16 protein-coding genes and 1 pseudogene are annotated in these 16,574 nt (G+C 65.2%); 7 read left to right on the top strand and 10 right to left on the bottom strand.

Translation table 11 applies throughout. The features are described 5' to 3' along the window. Window positions 1-3 precede the first annotated feature (3 nt). From E3T43_RS05495 to E3T43_RS05500, 3 genes are all read right to left on the bottom strand, one after another. Window positions 4-933 carry a nuclease-related domain-containing protein gene (locus E3T43_RS05495; RefSeq protein WP_134471644.1) on the bottom strand — a complete coding sequence of 310 codons (930 nt, stop codon included), beginning with the start codon at window positions 931-933 and terminating at the stop codon, window positions 4-6. Window positions 934-1,062: 129 nt separating this feature from the next. Then, complete coding sequence (locus E3T43_RS18680) at window positions 1,063-1,227, bottom strand: hypothetical protein (protein WP_166787591.1); 165 nt, start codon at window positions 1,225-1,227, stop codon at window positions 1,063-1,065. A 91-nt stretch (window positions 1,228-1,318) separates the two neighbouring features. Then, the gene (locus tag E3T43_RS05500) at window positions 1,319-2,038 is read right to left on the bottom strand and encodes an SOS response-associated peptidase (protein WP_134442066.1); all 720 of its coding nucleotides are present in this window, start codon (window positions 2,036-2,038) and stop codon (window positions 1,319-1,321) included. Between the two features lie 59 nt (window positions 2,039-2,097). On the opposite strand from E3T43_RS05500, the gene E3T43_RS05505 reads away from it, so the two are divergent. Then, complete coding sequence (locus E3T43_RS05505) at window positions 2,098-2,934, top strand: DUF3097 domain-containing protein (protein ID WP_134442068.1); 837 nt, start codon at window positions 2,098-2,100, stop codon at window positions 2,932-2,934. Window positions 2,935-3,243: 309 nt separating this feature from the next. Continuing rightward, on the top strand, window positions 3,244-3,447 hold the full coding sequence (locus tag E3T43_RS05510) for a cold-shock protein (protein ID WP_035840308.1): 204 nt from the start codon (window positions 3,244-3,246) through the stop codon (window positions 3,445-3,447). Window positions 3,448-3,518: 71 nt separating this feature from the next. Here E3T43_RS05510 and E3T43_RS05515 read toward each other — a convergent pair whose 3' ends face one another. Next, a complete protein-coding gene (locus E3T43_RS05515; protein WP_092107921.1) occupies window positions 3,519-3,998 on the bottom strand; it encodes an Lrp/AsnC family transcriptional regulator in 480 nt (159 codons plus the stop codon). A 106-nt stretch (window positions 3,999-4,104) separates the two neighbouring features. On the opposite strand from E3T43_RS05515, the gene E3T43_RS05520 reads away from it, so the two are divergent. Next, window positions 4,105-5,307: a PLP-dependent aspartate aminotransferase family protein gene (locus E3T43_RS05520; protein WP_134471645.1), complete on the top strand. Its 1,203-nt coding sequence runs from the start codon at window positions 4,105-4,107 to the stop codon at window positions 5,305-5,307. On the opposite strand, the gene E3T43_RS05525 is transcribed toward E3T43_RS05520, so the two are convergent. Further along, a complete protein-coding gene (locus E3T43_RS05525) occupies window positions 5,304-7,121 on the bottom strand; it encodes a DEAD/DEAH box helicase (protein WP_134442072.1) in 1,818 nt (605 codons plus the stop codon). The two genes, E3T43_RS05520 and E3T43_RS05525, sit on opposite strands and share 4 nt — an antisense overlap. An 87-nt stretch (window positions 7,122-7,208) precedes the next feature. Between E3T43_RS05525 and E3T43_RS05530 the strand changes: the two genes are divergently transcribed. Next, window positions 7,209-7,997: an SGNH/GDSL hydrolase family protein gene (locus tag E3T43_RS05530; RefSeq protein WP_134471646.1), complete on the top strand. Its 789-nt coding sequence runs from the start codon at window positions 7,209-7,211 to the stop codon at window positions 7,995-7,997. A 45-nt stretch (window positions 7,998-8,042) separates the two neighbouring features. On the opposite strand, the gene E3T43_RS05535 is transcribed toward E3T43_RS05530, so the two are convergent. Next, the gene (locus E3T43_RS05535) at window positions 8,043-9,278 is read right to left on the bottom strand and encodes a D-alanyl-D-alanine carboxypeptidase family protein (protein ID WP_134471647.1); all 1,236 of its coding nucleotides are present in this window, start codon (window positions 9,276-9,278) and stop codon (window positions 8,043-8,045) included. 44 nt (window positions 9,279-9,322) lie between these two features. Next, window positions 9,323-10,132, bottom strand: coding sequence for an RNA methyltransferase (locus tag E3T43_RS05540; RefSeq protein ID WP_134471648.1), 810 nt, complete (start codon window positions 10,130-10,132; stop codon window positions 9,323-9,325). A 130-nt stretch (window positions 10,133-10,262) separates the two neighbouring features. Here E3T43_RS05540 and E3T43_RS05545 point away from each other — a divergent pair, with 130 nt between their 5' ends. Next, window positions 10,263-11,186 carry an NAD-dependent protein deacetylase gene (locus E3T43_RS05545; protein ID WP_134471649.1) on the top strand — a complete coding sequence of 308 codons (924 nt, stop codon included), beginning with the start codon at window positions 10,263-10,265 and terminating at the stop codon, window positions 11,184-11,186. Between the two features lie 51 nt (window positions 11,187-11,237). Then, window positions 11,238-11,840, top strand: a complete 603-nt coding sequence (locus E3T43_RS05550) for a histidine phosphatase family protein (protein ID WP_166791243.1) — start codon at window positions 11,238-11,240, stop codon at window positions 11,838-11,840. A 295-nt stretch (window positions 11,841-12,135) separates the two neighbouring features. Here E3T43_RS05550 and E3T43_RS19170 read toward each other — a convergent pair. The 3 genes and pseudogenes from E3T43_RS19170 to E3T43_RS05565 form a co-directional block, all read right to left on the bottom strand. Continuing rightward, window positions 12,136-12,533: pseudogene (locus E3T43_RS19170) on the bottom strand (MFS transporter); the annotation flags it as partial. 71 nt (window positions 12,534-12,604) lie between these two features. After that, window positions 12,605-13,675 (bottom strand): glycosyltransferase family 1 protein, encoded by a 1,071-nt coding sequence (locus tag E3T43_RS05560; protein ID WP_134471651.1) that lies wholly within the window; start codon window positions 13,673-13,675, stop codon window positions 12,605-12,607. Continuing rightward, window positions 13,672-14,634: an alpha/beta fold hydrolase gene (locus E3T43_RS05565; protein WP_241978836.1), complete on the bottom strand. Its 963-nt coding sequence runs from the start codon at window positions 14,632-14,634 to the stop codon at window positions 13,672-13,674. The genes E3T43_RS05560 and E3T43_RS05565 overlap by 4 nt, the downstream gene beginning before the upstream one ends. A 118-nt stretch (window positions 14,635-14,752) precedes the next feature. Here E3T43_RS05565 and treS point away from each other — a divergent pair, with 118 nt between their 5' ends. Next, complete coding sequence (treS, locus tag E3T43_RS05570) at window positions 14,753-16,450, top strand: maltose alpha-D-glucosyltransferase (protein ID WP_134471653.1); 1,698 nt, start codon at window positions 14,753-14,755, stop codon at window positions 16,448-16,450. Window positions 16,451-16,574: the final 124 nt, after the last annotated feature.

Below are 16,574 nucleotides of genomic sequence, written 5' to 3' on the forward strand. Positions count from 1 at the left end.
TCGTCACGTATTGACGAAGCGGATGCCGTTCTGCAGCGTGCTGCGCAGCTCGAAGACCTTCTCGAAGCTGCCCCGTTCCATGCCGATCAGTCCCTCGCGCAGCACGCCGACCAGTCGTGACCGCGGAATGCCGATGATCATCGGGCGGCGGCCGCGCTTCGGCAGCGATACCGCTTCGTCGAGTGTGCCGTCGGGCAGCACGATAATGAGGGCGGTGAAACGCACCTTGAGGGCACGCGTGATCGATTTGGCGGCGTCTTCGAACTGATGGATCGGGCGGTCGTCGGGGTCGAGATCGTCACCGACCAGTTCGCCGCGGCGCAGCTGCACCGGGCCGCCCCAGTCTTCGGAGAGGATGCCGAACAGGCCGGCCGGGCCGAGGATGATGTGGTCGAGTTTGTCGGTCTGCGGGCCGGTGTCGATGTCGTGCCAGGCGGTGAATCCGATGCCGAGGTTGGCCACGAGTTGGGCGGTGGCCTCCTCGGCGAGGGCCTTGGCGAGGCAGTGCCGCACGAGACGGGGGGCGCTGCGGATCAGGGCTGGCGCGTACGGATCGTCGATGACGGTACCGCGGCCGGCCCATTCGCGCACGAGATCCAGGTATCTCAGGCGTGCCTGGCCGCCGGGGTGACCGTGCATGCGGGTTTTCAGGCTGGATTTTGTGGCCGGGCCACGGGCGGCGGGGGCGGCGTAGGCATCCGCTTCTGGATCCGTGTCACCGAAGCGACGGCGATCGTAGGCCGCCCGGTGATCGGGAGTACCGATGCGTTCCCACGCCAGCTGAACGGCATGAAACCGGGTCGCGCTGCCTCCGACGTCGGGGTGAGTTTTGCGCAGGAGGAGCCGGTAAGCGCGGCGCAACTCGTCGTTGGTCGCCGTTGGGCTCACACCGAGCACCTCGTAGGGGGTGGATGCGGCCGGGCTGTCATGCATCCTGAACGGTACCTTTCTGCGGGTGCGAGCAGATCGTCTCCGAGACGATCAGAGGATCCACCGTATCGCGGGAATCTGACATCCCGCCGAGGGGGACGGTCTCACAGCAGCGAGGGTTCAGCGTGGCTGCTAGTCGCGCAGCAGGTGGAACGGGATCGCCATGGAGAGGGACACGCAGAGAATTCCGGCTACGAAGGTCAGGCCCATGAGCGACGTGACGGAGAACGCCAGACCGAACAGCCAGAGGCCGAGGACGAAGATCGCGAACGCGGCGATGAAGGCGACAATGTGCATGGGAAACCCTTTCACGGCAGTGCCCGGTGTTTTCGCCCAGCAACTGGTTTGAACGTACTTATTCGAGCGTACCGGCTGGGGCCGATCGGAATTACAGGGAATCGCCGACGATCGCGTCGAGCGGCTCGATCAGTTCGGGTCCATTGCCGACGACCGGGGCGACCGCGTAGAAGTTCAGTGTTTCCACAACCTCATGGGATGCGGCGACAGCAGCATCGACGAGCGTCTGGTCGCCGTCCGTCGCCGGATCCAGCCACTGGTCCCACCACTCCTCGGGCAGGGGAACGGGGGTGCGGTCGTGAATCTGCGTGAGCGGGCCCAGAGCATCCGTTGTCAGGATTGTGGCGGACAGCACCCACCGCGCTGGGTCATCGTCGGCGGCCGCCGGATTCTTCCACCAGGCGTACAGGCCGGCGAAGGCGAGCGGAAGGCCGTCGTCCGAGTGGATGAAGTACGGCTTCTTCGTAGTTCCGTCGGTGTGCCACTCGTAATAGCCGGTGGCCGGCACGAGCGCACGCCGGGAACGCACCGACGTTTTGAAGGTGGGTTTCTCGGCGGCGGTCTCGGCTCGCGCATTGAAGGTCGGGAACTTCGAGGTGGGCTCGGTGGCGAAGGACGGAATCAGGGACCAGCGCGCCGATTCCAGCCGGCGCACGGCCGGATCGGTGCGCGCCGACTCGAGCACGATGGGGATCTGCTCCGTTGGCCGAATATTCCACGAGGGTTCCGGCAGGTTCTCTCCCTCATGCTCGACGTCGAACATGGCAGCCAGATCGGGCGCCGTATCGGTAATGATGAATCGACCACACATGTCTCCAGAATACCGTGGCTTGCCTAACGTATTAGCGAGCATCAGCTAGCGTCGATGCAATGGACGATCGATACAGCGCAGACGTGCTCTCCCCCGGCTGGCGCGAGGCCGGTCGCATCATTATTCCGACCCAGGAAGCGACCAGGGACCTCGTGGTGGAAGAGGTCGCGACCGGGTTCTGCGGGGCCGTCATTCGGGTCGAGAAGAAGATCGTCACTCTGGAAGACCGCCACGGCAAGCTGCGCCTGTTTCCGCTCGGCTCGGGGTTTCTCATCGACGGTAAACCGGTCACCCTGATAGCTCCGACCATGGCGGCAGCCCTCGGCCGGGTGCGCACCGCCTCGGGCTCAACGGCGGTTCCGGATGCCCCGGCGCGCGTCGCGCGCGCCAGCCGGATCTTCGTTGAGGGCCGGCACGACGCCGAACTCGTGGAGAAGGTCTGGGGTGCCGACCTGCGCATCGAGGGCGTCGTCGTCGAGTACATCGAGGGCGTGGACAACCTGGACGAGATTCTGCGCGCGTTCCGACCGGGTGCCGGGCGCCGCGTCGGCGTGCTCGTCGACCACCTCGTGCCGGGGTCGAAGGAGAGTCGCATTGCGGAGGCTGTGGCGCGCGGGCCGTTTGCGGCGAACGTGCTGGTGGTAGGGCATCCGTTTGTCGACGTGTGGCAGTCGGTGAAACCGGCTCGCGTCGGCCTCGCCGCCTGGCCCGAGATACCGCGGAACATCGAGTGGAAGCACGGAATCTGCGCGGCACTCGGCTGGCCGCACGAGGAGCAGGCTGATATTGCCAGGGCCTGGCAGCGTATCCTCGGTCAGGTGCGCACATTTGCCGATCTGGAGCCGCAACTTCTCGGCCGGGTGGAACACCTGATCGACTTTGTGACAGCGGAATGACGGTTTTGTCGTCGCTTTCGGCAATCTCGCATTCGCGGTCATTCCCAGTGGTGGAACCGGAGTTCACCCCTTTTCCGCAGTAAACGACACGCTTTCCGGTAAAAAAGGCGCTGAATTCCGAAACCATCCAGACTTGTGGGCTAGTGTTGGACTCGAAGTTGTAGTGCTTGCACGTCTTAAACGCACTGATCGTGATTCATCTGGATCGCAGTTAGTGCGCCACATTCCTTTCGGAAGCGGACGACGAATACCGCGACGAACGGTCCCGACAGTCGGGGCCGGTCTAACACTCCTGGAGGAGTTTTACAAATGGCAACAGGTACCGTGAAATGGTTCAACGCTGAAAAGGGCTTCGGCTTTATCGCACCCGACGACGGAAGCGCCGATGTTTTCGCGCACTACTCCGCGATCGCGTCGAATGGCTACAAGTCCCTCGATGAGAACCAGAAGGTCGAGTTCGAGGTAACCCAGGGCCCCAAGGGTCCTCAGGCCGAGAACATCCGCGCCCTCTAAATAGAGCTTGCGAAGAACGCCTCCCGCTCACGCGGGAGGCGTTCTTGTTTTAATCCTCGTGGCTGACCGGCCTACTTCACCAGGTCCTGCCACCCATCACCGTCGACATACTCGAAGATCAGGTTGGTCTCGGTGTGGGCGACGGCCGGATGCTCCGCGAGATGTTCCAGCACAAAGTCGCGCAGGTGCGAGGCATCCGCTGCAGCCACGTGCAGCAGGTAGTCGTCGGCACCGGCCGTGTGGAAGAGCCCGATCACACCGGGCCAGTGCGGGGCGGCATTCCGAAAGTCATCGATCTGCACCCGGGCATGTTTGGCCAGCCGCACCGAAATAAGCGCCTGCAGGCTGGCCCCGAGCGCAGCCAGGTCGATATTGGCCCGGTAGCCACGGATATGGCCGAGCTGCTGCAACCGACGCAGTCGCAGCGATACTGTGGACTCGGCCACTCCGATCTCGCTGGCCAGGGCCGCACCGGAGGCCCGAGCATTGACCGACAGGGCGCGCAGCAGTGCACGGTCGACCCGGTCAAGTTCCGGCTTCTTTGATTCCATCAGCAGACTCCCTTATTTCTAGCAAGCTTATGCGATTCGGCTTTATTATTTGCAAGGGTCTGCATGGTCACTTGCGTTCAAGGGCAGAACCTGTTTCTGTTGGCTCATGTTGCCACCGCTGTCACATATCGAAACCGTTGCCGTGCACGCCGGAATGGACGGTCTCACCGAGGCCGGAACGCACGTTCCGGGCATCGATCTGTCCACCACCAATCCGCTGCGCGGAGTGAAGTCTGGCGGGGATTCCTACGAAAACCTCGCCACCGGCGGCACGCCGGAACAAGGCGATTCCGCCGTCTACCAGCGACTGTGGCAGCCAGGCGTCGCCCGGTTCGAGAACGCACTGTCGGCCCTGGAACGGACCGCCGGCACCGTTGCCTTCGCCACCGGAATGGCGGCCCTGACCGCGACCCTTATTGCCACCGTGACGGCCGACAAACCGCACATTGTGGCGCTGCGTCCCCTGTATGGCGGTACCGATCATGTTCTCGCGAACGGGCTGCTCGGCACGACGGTCACCTGGACCGACCTGGCCGGCGTTGGTGCGGCCATCCGCTCAAATACCGGTCTGGTCATTCTGGAGTCACCGGCCAACCCGACGCTTGAGTTGACCGACATCCGGGCGGTGGCGAATGCTGCCGGTTCGGTTCCCGTGCTGGTGGACAACACCTTTGCGACGCCCGTGTTGCAGCGCCCGGTCGAGTCGGGCGCCACGCTCGTGCTGCACAGTGCGACCAAGTTTCTCGGCGGTCACGGCGATGCTATGGGCGGCACGGTGTCCGGGCCGGCCGAGTGGATGGTGCGGCTGCGACAGGTACGCGCGCTGACCGGCGGCCTGCTGCAGCCGTTCAACGCATACCTGCTGCATCGCGGGCTGCGCACCCTGCCGATTCGGGTGCGCGCCCAACAGACGAGTGCTGGCGAGATTGCTGACCGGCTCAGCGCCCATCCGGCGCTGACCCGGGTGCTCTACCCGGGGCTGCCCGGCCAGGACCCGCACGGGCTGATCGGCAGGCAGAGCACCGGGGCCGGGTCCCTGATCGCGCTCGATCTCGGCTCCTTTGCCGCCGCCGTGCGCTTCACCGAGGCGCTGCGACTGATCACCCACGCGGTGTCACTCGGCGGGGTCGATTCGCTCGTGCAGCATCCGGCCTCGCTCACCCACCGACCGGTGGCGGCTGATGCACGACCGGGGGCCGGCATCGTGCGGCTGTCGATCGGGCTCGAGCACGTCGACGATCTGATGGACGACATCCTCACCGCCCTGCTGGTCGCCCGCGTGCCGGTGGGAGCAGTCGCGACGGCCTAGCTGCGGCCGAGGCGGCGGCGCAGCAGATCGATCCGCATCTGCAGCTGGGTCACGCTGGCCTGGGCGACGGCGGGCCCGCCGCAGATCCGACGCATCTCCGCGTGGATCATGCCGTGCGGTTCGTTGGCGAGCTTGGACCACATGCCCACGAGGCTCGACAGCAGGGTGCGCTGTTCCTTCAGGGTTCGGTACAGGGGCGGCGGCTCGAGCGGGGCGATCTCCCCTGTCACCGGATCCTTGCGCTTGTCGGTTGAACGTTTGGACTGCCGTGACTGGCGTTGACGCAGCAGCTCCGACACCTGTTCCGGTTCGAGCAGGCCGGGGATGCCGATGAAGTCGAATTCCTCGTCGGTGCCCGGTTCGGCGAGCTCACCGAATTCGTCGCCGTCGAACATGACCATGTCGAAGGTCGCCTGCGAGTCGAGGGCCTGCCAAGTGAAGTCGTCCAGGCCGAGGTCGTCTGACGCCTTGTCGTCCTTGTTCGCCGCGGCGACCATGGCATCTTCGGGGTTGTACATGCCGTCGTCGCCGTCGTCACGATTGCTGCGATCGAGGGCGTGATCGCGTTCCAGCTCTAGCGCGTTGGCGAGGCTGAGCAGCCCGGGCACGTTGGGCAGAAAAATGGATGCCGTTTCGCCGCGTCGGCGCGCGCGCACGAACCGGCCGATCGCCTGGGCGAAGTACAGCGGTGTGGCCGCGCTGGTCGCGTAGACACCGACGGCGAGCCGCGGCACGTCGACGCCCTCCGACACCATGCGCACGGCCACCATCCACCGACGGGTGTTCTTGGAGAACTCGTCGATCCGGTCGCTGGCTTCCTTCTCGTCGGAGAGCACAATGGTGACCGGTTCACCGCAGATGTCCTCGAGGATGACGGCGTAGGCGCGTGCGGTGGTCTGGTCCGTGGCAATGACGAGGCCACCGGCATCCGGAATGCCGCGCCTCACCTCGGTCAGTCGGGAGTTCGCGGCGCGCAGCACCGAGGGAATCCACTGCCCGCTGGGCTCGAGCGCGGTGCGCCAGGCCTGGCTGGTGATGTCCTTGGCGTTGCCCTCGCCGAGCTTGGCTTCCATCTCGTCGCCGGCCCGGGTACGCCACTTCATGTGCCCGGCGTAGACCATGAACATCACCGGGCGCACAACACCGTCGGCGAGGGCCCGACCGTAGCCATAGGCATAGTCGCTCTGCGACATACGGATGCCGTGTTTGTCGGGCAGGTAACTGACGAACGGGATCGGCGAGGTGTCCGAGCGAAACGGGGTGCCGGTGAGTGAGAGGCGCCGGGTGGCCGGGCCGAAGGCCTCACGAATCGCGTCGCCCCAGCTGAGGGCATCTCCCCCGTGGTGAATCTCGTCGAGGATGACCAGGGTGCGGCTGGACTCGGTGAGCTGCTTGTGCAGGGCGGCGCGGGCAGCCACCTGGGCATAGGTGACGACGACGCCGTGATAGTGGCTGCCGTAACTGCGGTCGGCGTTCTTGAACATTGGATCGAGACGGATGCCGGCGCGTGCCGCAGCATCCGCCCACTGGTTTTTGAGATGCTCGGTCGGCGCGACAACGGTGATGCGGTCGATTGTGCGCCGGGAGCGGAGTTCAGCGGCCAGGCGCAGGGCAAACGTGGTCTTTCCCGCTCCCGGCGTTGCCGCGGCGAGAAAGTCGCGTGGCTCGTGCACGAAGTAGGCCTCGAGCGCCTCGGCCTGCCAGGCGCGCAGCTTGCCGGCGGTACCCCAGGCCGCGCGTTCGGGGAAGGACGGCGACAGGTGTTCGGCTGCACTCGTTCCCTGCGCGGGACCGAAAACCGATGGAGTATTCACTTCTCACAAATCTACCAAAGACCACCGACGTTCGTCGCCGACGGCACCGTTTGCACCAATGGCTCAGGGTTCAGACACAATGGTTTGATGACGAAGCAACAGCATCCATGGTCGCGCTACGTCGCGCTCGGCGATTCGTTCACCGAGGGCATCGGTGACCCGGAAGAGCAGAGCCCTGGTGGGCACCGGGGCTGGGCAGACCGGGTCGCCGAGGTACTGAGCGAAGGGACCGATGATTTCGCCTATGCCAACCTGGCCGTGCGCGGCAAACTCATCCGGCAGATCGCCGACGAACAGATCGAGCCAGCGCTGGCCCTGCGCCCGGACCTGATCACGATTTCAGCCGGCGGCAACGACGTCATTCGTCCCGGAACTGACCCGGATTTCATCGCGGCCCGCTGCGATGAGGTGATTTCCGGGCTCTCCCGGGACGGCGCGACGGTCGTGCTGTTCACCGGAGCCGACGTGGGATTCTCTCCCGTGTTTCGCAGCATTCGCGGCAAGGTCGCGATCTACAACGAGAATATCCGGGCCATTGCCACGAAGTACGACTGCATCGTGGCCGACATGTGGCAGCTCACCGAAATTCAGGATCCGCGCATGTGGGCGCCCGACCGGCTGCACCTCAACGCCCTCGGGCACCACACCGTGGCGCGCATGGTGTTGCACACCCTCAATGTGAAGAACTCACTCGAGCCGAGCGAGCCGGAGCCCATGCCCGGAACCACCTGGCGGCAGGCCCGCACCGAAGATTTTGTCTGGGCGCGGGAGTACCTCGTGCCGTGGGTGCTGCGCCGGGTGCGCCACCAGTCCTCCGGCGATCACATACTGCCTAAACGTCCCAAAGCCGGCCCCTCCACGCTCCCCCGCGTCTAACCCGCATTTCGGTCCACTAGACGGGGCAGGTCGTGGCCGGGCGGGTCAGCCGGCGGCGAGTTCGCCCGGGTGGCCCATACGCCAGGCCGGGCCGGGATCGGTGACGCTGTCCTGCAGTTCAAGCGGCACCATCACCGGAGATCCCGTGCCGGTCGTGAACGACAACTCGCCGACGTCGTCGCCGGCCCGGCCCAGCTGCAAATCGGTCGCCGTCGCGGAACCCGAAATAGGTGAGTCTGACCAGACCAAAGCGGATGCCGCCCGCGCGGCGACGATATCGCTCACGTCACCCCACTGGGTCCTATAGCTGCCGTACACGGTGCCGGCCTCGGCCAGGACGACGTCGTGGAACCCGGGCTGCACACTCTGGATCAGCGCCGCGATCGCCGAATTGAGTTCGGAGTGGGTGTCGCCACCCAGCATCACGCCTACGAGAGTGACTGTGTTGTCGCCGACGGTGAAATCGGTGGAAAAGAGCAGGCAGGCACCGGCGACATCCGTTGTACCGGTCTTGATACCGTCGACGCCGTCGCGACCGAGCAGCTTGTTGGTGTTGGTGACCGTGCCGATGACCGGCAGCACCGCCGAGGGCAGGGCGACGATTTCGGCCAGCGCCGGGTGACCGACGACGAGCTTGCCGATCTCAACGAGGTCGGCCGGAGTGCTCACGCTCAACGACGAGATGCCGCTCGTGTCGGCGACGCTGGTCTGGCTGAGTGAGTTGTCGGCCAGCCAGGTTTTCGCCGCCGCCAGGTAGCCGTCGGTCGAGCCGAACGCCCACACCGCGAGAGACGCCGCATAGTTGTTGGCCGAGGGCAGCAGCATCGCTTCGAAAGCCTGCCGCTGGGTCAGTTCCATTCCGGCGACCACGGGCGCAACCGACCCATTTTCGGCGATCACCTCGTAGTAGATATCGACGTCGGCGTCGGTGAAAGTGATCGCGGGGCCGTCCTCCCCCGCGCCCAGCGGTTTGGCATCGAGGATGACGAGGGCGGTGACCATCTTGGTGATGCTCGCAATCGGCACCGTGCCCTGTTCGCCGCTCGAGGCCAGCACGCCGGGAAAACCGACCGCGCCGATCGCGCTTTCACCGAAAGTCGGCCAGACCAAAGCGGCGGCTGGTTGGGTCAGCGCCGCCGGCTGCACGATCGTGGCAGCGCTCTCCGGAACGGGAGCCAGGGTGGTGGCGCCGACATAGCCGACGCCGCCCAGCACCACGAGCAGAACGCTGGCGACGGCGAGTCGACGCCGTCGGAGGGTGACACGCCGGGAGGGAGACATCCGCTCAGCCTAACTTCTTCGTCGCGCTCAGCGGGTCGGCGCGCTCACGCCCGCGTGCGCAGCGCGTACAGCGCGACCGCGCTCGCGGAGGCGACGTTGAGCGAGTCGACGCCGTGCAGCATCGGAATGGTCACGACAGTGTCGGCGGCTTCGAGCGCGTGCTGGCTGAGCCCGTCGCCTTCGGCACCGAGGATGATCGCGAGCCGCTCGGGCGGCGCCTCGGCAAACACGTCGAGGGAAACCGCATTGTCGGCCAGCGCCAGCGCGGCGAGGTGAAAACCGGCGGCGTGCAGCAGCGGGGTGGCCACGCTCCATTCCGGGAGGCGGGTCCACGGCACCTGCAACACCGTGCCCATGCTCACGCGCACGCTGCGCCGGTAGAGCGGGTCGGCGCAGCGCGGGGTGATCAGCACGGCATCGGCGCCGAGCCCGGCCACGGAGCGAAAGATGGCCCCGACGTTGGTGTGGTCGACGATGTCTTCGAGGATCACGATGCGGCGGGCCTGGATGAGAAGCGCCTCGACCGGCTCGAGCACCGGCCGGTGCATCGCGGCGAGGGCACCGCGATGCAGGTTGTAGCCGGTCAGCTGTTCCAACACGCTCGCCTCGCCGACATAAACCGGAACGTCGGGCCAGTCGGCGAGCAAACGCTGGGCGTCGGGCATCCACTGTTCCTGAATGAGTAGCGAGCGCGGACGATGACCGGCCCGAAGAGCACGAGCAATGACCTTGGGTGACTCGGCGATATAGAGGCCGCCGGCCGGCTCCAGCACTCGTCGCAGCGCGACGTCGGTCAAACGCGAATAGTCGGCTAGACCCGGGCTGGACAGGTCGGTAATGCGGGTGATCTGCACGGAAAAGTGCCTTTCAGAAGAGGTATTGAGCTCAAGCCTGACAGGTGGGTAGTCAAACGGGAAAACAGACGAGTTTAGAATCAAGGGACCAGCCTCTTTTGCTGCCCGTCTCTGCCCGAAAGGAACGCCGATGACTGCCGACTCGGTTGTGCCCCGCGACACGGTCCTGGTGGACGCGCTCGAGCCCACCGACGCCCCCGACGCCGACGCCGCACTCGCCTCGGCGGTTGCCCTCGATTCCGAGCGGGCAGTGGATGCCGTCGCCACGCTCCTGCGCGGCAAGCGCGCCGCCGTGCTCACCGGCGCCGGCCTCAGCACCGATTCGGGAATTCCCGATTATCGCGGGGAAGGCGCGCCGAAGCGCACGCCGATGACCTTTCAGACCTTTGTCGCCGACGAACGATCCCGCAAACGCTATTGGGCCGGCAGCCACCTGGGCTGGAGCGTGTTTCGACGGGCCGAACCCAACCTCGGACACCGTTCTCTCGTGCAGCTGGAAAGCGCCGGCGCCATTGCCGGGGTCATCACCCAAAACGTCGACGGACTGCATACCCGGGCCGGATCGCGCCATGTCGTCGAACTGCACGGGTCCCTCGACCGGGTCATCTGCCTGGACTGCGGGCAGGCATTCGGCCGGGATAGCATCGCTGCCCGGCTGGAGGCCGACAACCCGGTTCTGCGTGATTCGGACAGCATCCGAATCGCTCCGGACGGCGATGCCGACGTCGGCAACATCGACGACTTCGTGGTGCCGGCCTGCACGGTCTGTGGCGGCATGCTCAAGCCCCGGGTGGTCTTTTTCGGTGAACTCGTGCCGACGGAAACGTTTCTGGAGGCAGCCGCTTTGATTCAGGCTGCGGATGCCCTGATCGTTGCCGGGTCGTCGCTCGCGGTGAATTCGGGCATCCGTCTGGTCGAACAGGCCAGGCGCCGCAAACTGCCGATCATCGTGATCAACCGTGGGGCGACCAAGGGCGACGGGCGAGCCCTGCACAAGCTCGAGGCCGGAACCAGTGAAACCCTCGCCGCACTGGCCGACCGGCTGCTGGGCTGACCGCGCTTGTGCGCGGCCCTGGGAGTCAACGGTGAATCGGGGCAATCACTCGTGACCAGGTTCGCCATTGTGCGTCATGGCCAGACCGACTGGAATTTGAACCAGCGGATCCAGGGCCGCACCGACATTCCCCTCAACGCCACCGGGCGCGCCGAAGCCGTCGCCGCCGCTGAGCGTCTGCAGAGCAGGCAGTGGGATGCCATCGTGACCAGCCCTCTGATGCGCGCTGCGGAATCGGCCAGAATTATTGCCGCGGAGCTCGGGTTGGAGGAACCCGAGGTGGTTCCCGCCCTGACCGAACGTCACCACGGCGCCATCGAGGGCCTCACCTTCGCCGAGCGTCAGCACCGTTTTCCTGACGGTGTGGCCGTTCCCGGACTCGAGACCCGCCGCGACGTCATTGACCGGGTGCTCCCTGCGCTATCAGCACTTGCCGCCGGGCATACTGGCCAATCCATTCTCGTGTTGAGTCACGGCGGCATCATCGGAACGCTGCTGCGTCACCTCACGGACGGCGACCGCCCTCGGCACGGCGAGTACATCGCCAATGGGTCCGTGCACGATTTCGCCTGGGCGGACGATCAGCTGCTGCTGACCCACTTCGATGCGGCGATGCGCGAGCCGGGCGACCGCGGCTCCTCGCCGGTGCTGTGACGCCTCCAGCTGATCTGCGGGCGCCTTTAGGGCGCTGGAATTGGCACCTCGTGTTCAGCGGAAAGCCTCAGCGGAGCGAGGTGCCACTTTTCGCCCCTTCGTTTTCGCCAGCGGCGAGCACCATGAGGCCAAAGTTGGCACCTCACGCGTGGCCACACGCCCTGCACGCGTGACCTGCGCCGCTACTCAAATTTGTCGGCGTTGACCCTGGCCGCTGGAACGGCATCGCCGGCCGGGGATCCGCGGCGAATACTCACGCTGACCACCGCGGAGATGATGCAGAAGCCGGCGGCGGCGTTCCGGTGCCGATCAGCACCCCCCAGGTGAGCATGAGGTGCCACGGTGACGTGGCGAAGGTACTGAGCGCACTTCCCGCTGCGACGATGAAGAGCGCACCCGTCGTCACTCCGCGAATGCCGAATCGCTGCATCAGGGCAGCGGCGAACGGCGCGGTCAGACCGAACAACAGCAGGTTCACTCCAACGGCCGCCGCGAGTTCCCCCGCGACCAGGAGAATTCCTCCTCGATCGGCACCATGAGCACTCCGGGGGCCGCACGGAATCCGGCCGCACCGACGAGCGCAAGAAAGGCCACGGCGGCGATGATCCAGGCCGGGTGGATGCCGCGGGGCCACAGCAGGGAGCGACCCGACCCGCTTTCCGTGCTGGGGCGGCGCCGGCCGAATCGTGTCATCGTTTGATGAATAGCGAATTCTCAGGCAACTCTCGGTCGATTCACGGCATTAGGTCACGGACCGCGAACGGCTATGCCGGGGGCTCGGTACCTTCCAATACCTCGAGCAGGGTTCGGGCCGAAGCGGCCCAGGTGAACCGCGCCGCCTGATCGACTGACTGGGCCGATCTGGCCGCCCACTCCCCCGGCTCGGCGAGGCGCCGAACAGCCGTAGCAATGGAATTCGCGCTGCGAGGGTCGAAATACAGGGCGGCGACCCCGCCGATCTCCCGAAAAATGGGAATGTCGCTGACCACAACGGGGATGCCGAGGCTCATCGCCTCGACCAGCGGAATTCCAAAGCCCTCATCGAACGAGGCGGTCACCAGTGCGGTGGCCGAGCGCAACAGCCGGTGATAATCGGCATCGCTGACCCCATCGTGAAAGACCAGGCGCGCCTGCGGGGCGCGGCGGCTCAGCCGGGAACGTTCGGCTGCGGACACCCGGCTGAGCAGATGCAGCTCGTATTCCGGCAGGTCGGCGATGGCCAGAACCAGGGTGTCGAGGTTCTTGTACGGCATGAACGAGCCCATGTAGACGAGCCGGGTGGTCTCCGGAATGCTGCGATGACGCACCGCCCCCAGAACGGGATCGGCTGCGTTAGCCACCACCGTGACCGGTCGCCGGGTGAGCCGGTGCTCTGTGATCAGCGTCCGGGTGGTCTCGGACACGGTCACGACGCCGTCGGCGCCGTTGAGCAGCATCCGCTGTGGCCACCAGGAGAGGTGGTAGGCCCGCCAGAGCAGACGGATAAACGCGGGCAGGTCACGCGGTGGTGTGCGGTTGCGGTAATAAATGAGGTCGTGCACGGTGAGAAACAGCCGATACTTGCGGCCCCACGAGCCCATGGTCTGCATCGGACTGAACACCACGTCGGGCTTCAACCGGTTGACCGACAGCGCGATCAGCGGTTCGAGCAGACTGGTCGGTGCCCGCACAAGCTGCCACGGCAAGGCCGGCAACATCGCCAGTTGCCGATGGTCGCTGATCAGCATGGTGAGCGGATGCAGCCGGCCGAGTTCGGTCACCAAACCAGCGGTGTACCGGCTGATGCCGTCGTGCTGATCCAAGCGGACGTACCGGCAGTCGACCACGATTCTCACTCCGGTCGCTCCTCGGCAAGAAATTCACGAATGTAGGTGGCCGCCGGTTTCGGCGTTTCATAGTGGATGAGGTGACCCACGTTGTCGACGACGCGCAAGGTCGCGTTCGGGAACAAGCTCTGCAACCGATATTGCGCGTCGAGCGGTGTGATGTCGTCGCGGTCGGCCGCGATCAACAGCGTCGGTTGCCGAATGCGTGCCGCAAATTCGCTCACGTCGTGGCTGACCGAAGCGGTGAACGCCGCCATGACCACCTGACGGTTTGCGAAGGCACTGAAGTATCGATCGTGCTGGTTGTGGATCCAGCGCCGCAACGCCGGGTCCCGCGTTTTCGCCATGCTCACGCTCATGACGCGCACGATAGCTCGATTCTGCAGCAGGGCGTAGCCCCACCGCTCCGGAAGGGATGCTGCGGCCCAGTAGTAGAAGACGGCCAGTCGGGTCAGAATTCCGCGCGGTCCGGACAACGCCGGGGCGGCGATCGGGTTGACCAGAACGACGTCGTCGGCGGCCAGCCCCTCGGCGACGGCCGCGGCGACCACGATTGATCCGAAGGAATGCCCGAGCACGACCAGACGCCCCGTGGGGGCCAGTACCTTGAGAAATTCGCGCAGCCAGCGGGCGTATCCGGCCAGGGAATGGTCCCCGTCGGGGAGCGGCTCCGACCGGCCAAATCCGGGCAGGTCCGGTGCGATGATGCGCAGGGCGGGAGCTGCGGCATCCGTTTCGACGGCCCTGGACAATTCACCGGCACCGAGCATCTCGGCCACGACCAGTTGCAGTCCGTGGTGATCGCCGCGAAACCCGTGCACGAGAACCAGAGTGGTCGTGGCGGCGGGGTCGCCGTATTCCCAGTATTGGGTGGCGCTGCTTCGCCCGTTGGCACCGAGAACGGATGCCGTGAGTTCGCGCACCGTCAGGCCAGCCAGGACTTTGTCGTAGGGAGAAGAAACGATCACCGGCCCTAGTTTAGGCGGGAGACTTCCGCAAAGCTGGACCTGAACCGGATCGCTCGATCTAGACTCAAGCCACGACGCGCAACGAGAGAGAGCCCTTTGCGGGGACGGAAGGACAGCCGTGAGTTTCACCGCCCCCATTCAGTTACCCGGATTGGCCCTCGACCCGCTGTGGTATCGCCGCGCCGTCTTCTACGAGGTGATGGTTCGTTCCTTCGTGGACAGCAACGCCGATGGATCCGGCGATCTCTCCGGGCTGGTATCGAAGCTCGACTACCTGCAGTGGCTCGGAATCGACGCCCTGTGGATTCCGCCGTTCTTCAACTCTCCGCTGAAAGACGGCGGTTACGACGTGGCCGACTACCGCACGATTTTGCCGGAGTTCGGTACCCTCGAGGAATTCAAGGATCTCGTCACCAAGGCGCACGAACGTAACATGCGCATCGTGATCGATTTTCCGCTCAACCACACCTCGGACCAGCACGAATGGTTTCAGCAGTCCCGTGAAGACCCGGACGGGCCCTACGGCGACTTCTATGTCTGGAGTGACACCGACGAGCGGTACCCCAACATTCGCATCATCTTCACCGACACCGAGGAATCGAACTGGGCCTTCGACCCGGTACGCCGCCAGTTCTTCTTTCACCGGTTCTTCTCGCACCAGCCCGACCTGAACTTCGAGCTCCCGGCCGTTCAGGAGGCGATCTTCGACGTCATCCGCTTCTGGCTCGACCTCGGCGTCGATGGCTTTCGACTCGACGCGATCCCCTACCTGTTCGAGTCCGAAGAGGGCAACGGTGAGGGCGAGCCGCCGACTCACGAGTTCGTCAAGCGTCTGCGGGCCATGGTCGACCGCGACTATCCGGGCCGGGTCATGATCGCCGAGGCCAACCAATGGCCCCGCGAGGTCGCCGCCTTCTTCGGCAGCGAGGACGAACCGGAGTGCCATATGGCCTTCGACTTTCCGGTGATGCCGCGCATCTTCTACTCGCTACGTTCCCAGCAGGCCAACGAGCTGGTGCGGGTGCTCTCCGAAACGACCGACATCCCCGAGGGCGCCGGCTGGGGCGTATTCCTACGCAACCACGACGAACTCACTCTCGAGATGGTCAGCGAGGAATATCGGCAGGCCATGTATGGCTGGTACGCCTACGACCCGCGGATGCGCGCCAATATCGGCATCCGCAGACGGCTCGCTCCGCTGCTCGACAATTCGCGGGCCGAGCTGGAACTGGCCCACGCCCTGCTGTTCGCCCTGCCTGGCAGCCCGTTTCTGTACTACGGCGATGAGATCGGCATGGGCGACAACATCTGGCTGCCCGACCGGGACAGTTCGCGTACGCCGATGCAGTGGACCCCCGACCGCAATGCCGGTTTTTCGGATGCCGATCCCGGCAAGCTGTTTCTGCCCGTTGTGCAGTCCCTCGTCTACAACTTCACCCAGACCAACGTGGAGTCGCAGCTGGCCCAGTCCGGGTCGCTCCTGCACTGGATTCGCAATGTGATCCACGTGCGCAAGGCACACCAGACCTTCGGACTCGGCACGATCCGCGTGCTCAATACCAACCACGAATCCGTGTTGGTGTTCACCCGCAGCTACGCCGGCTCCGGCTCGATGTTCGGCGACCAGCCCGAAACCGTGCTGTGCGTGTTCAGTTTCTCGCACAACCCGGTCGCGTTCACGATCGACGACGTCGACATGGCCGGAACGCGGTTGTACGACCTGTTCGGTGGAGCAGTCTTTCCGAGCTTCAACGACGAGGGATCGCTCACGCTCACACTGGGTGCGCAGAGCTTCTACTGGCTGCACTGCGGTTGACACGCAATTAAACGAATGCTGCGGCAGATAAACCGATGCTGCGAGCTCGGCAAAAGCTCTTCCGCTGTCCTTGTTGCCGCAACCGATGGCACGTATCCTTAAGACCAGCAAGCTGTCGTCCTAG

The sequence above is a fragment of the Cryobacterium sp. Hh7 genome, from assembly GCF_004403155.1.
Taxonomy (GTDB): Bacteria; Actinomycetota; Actinomycetes; order Actinomycetales; family Microbacteriaceae; genus Cryobacterium; species Cryobacterium levicorallinum.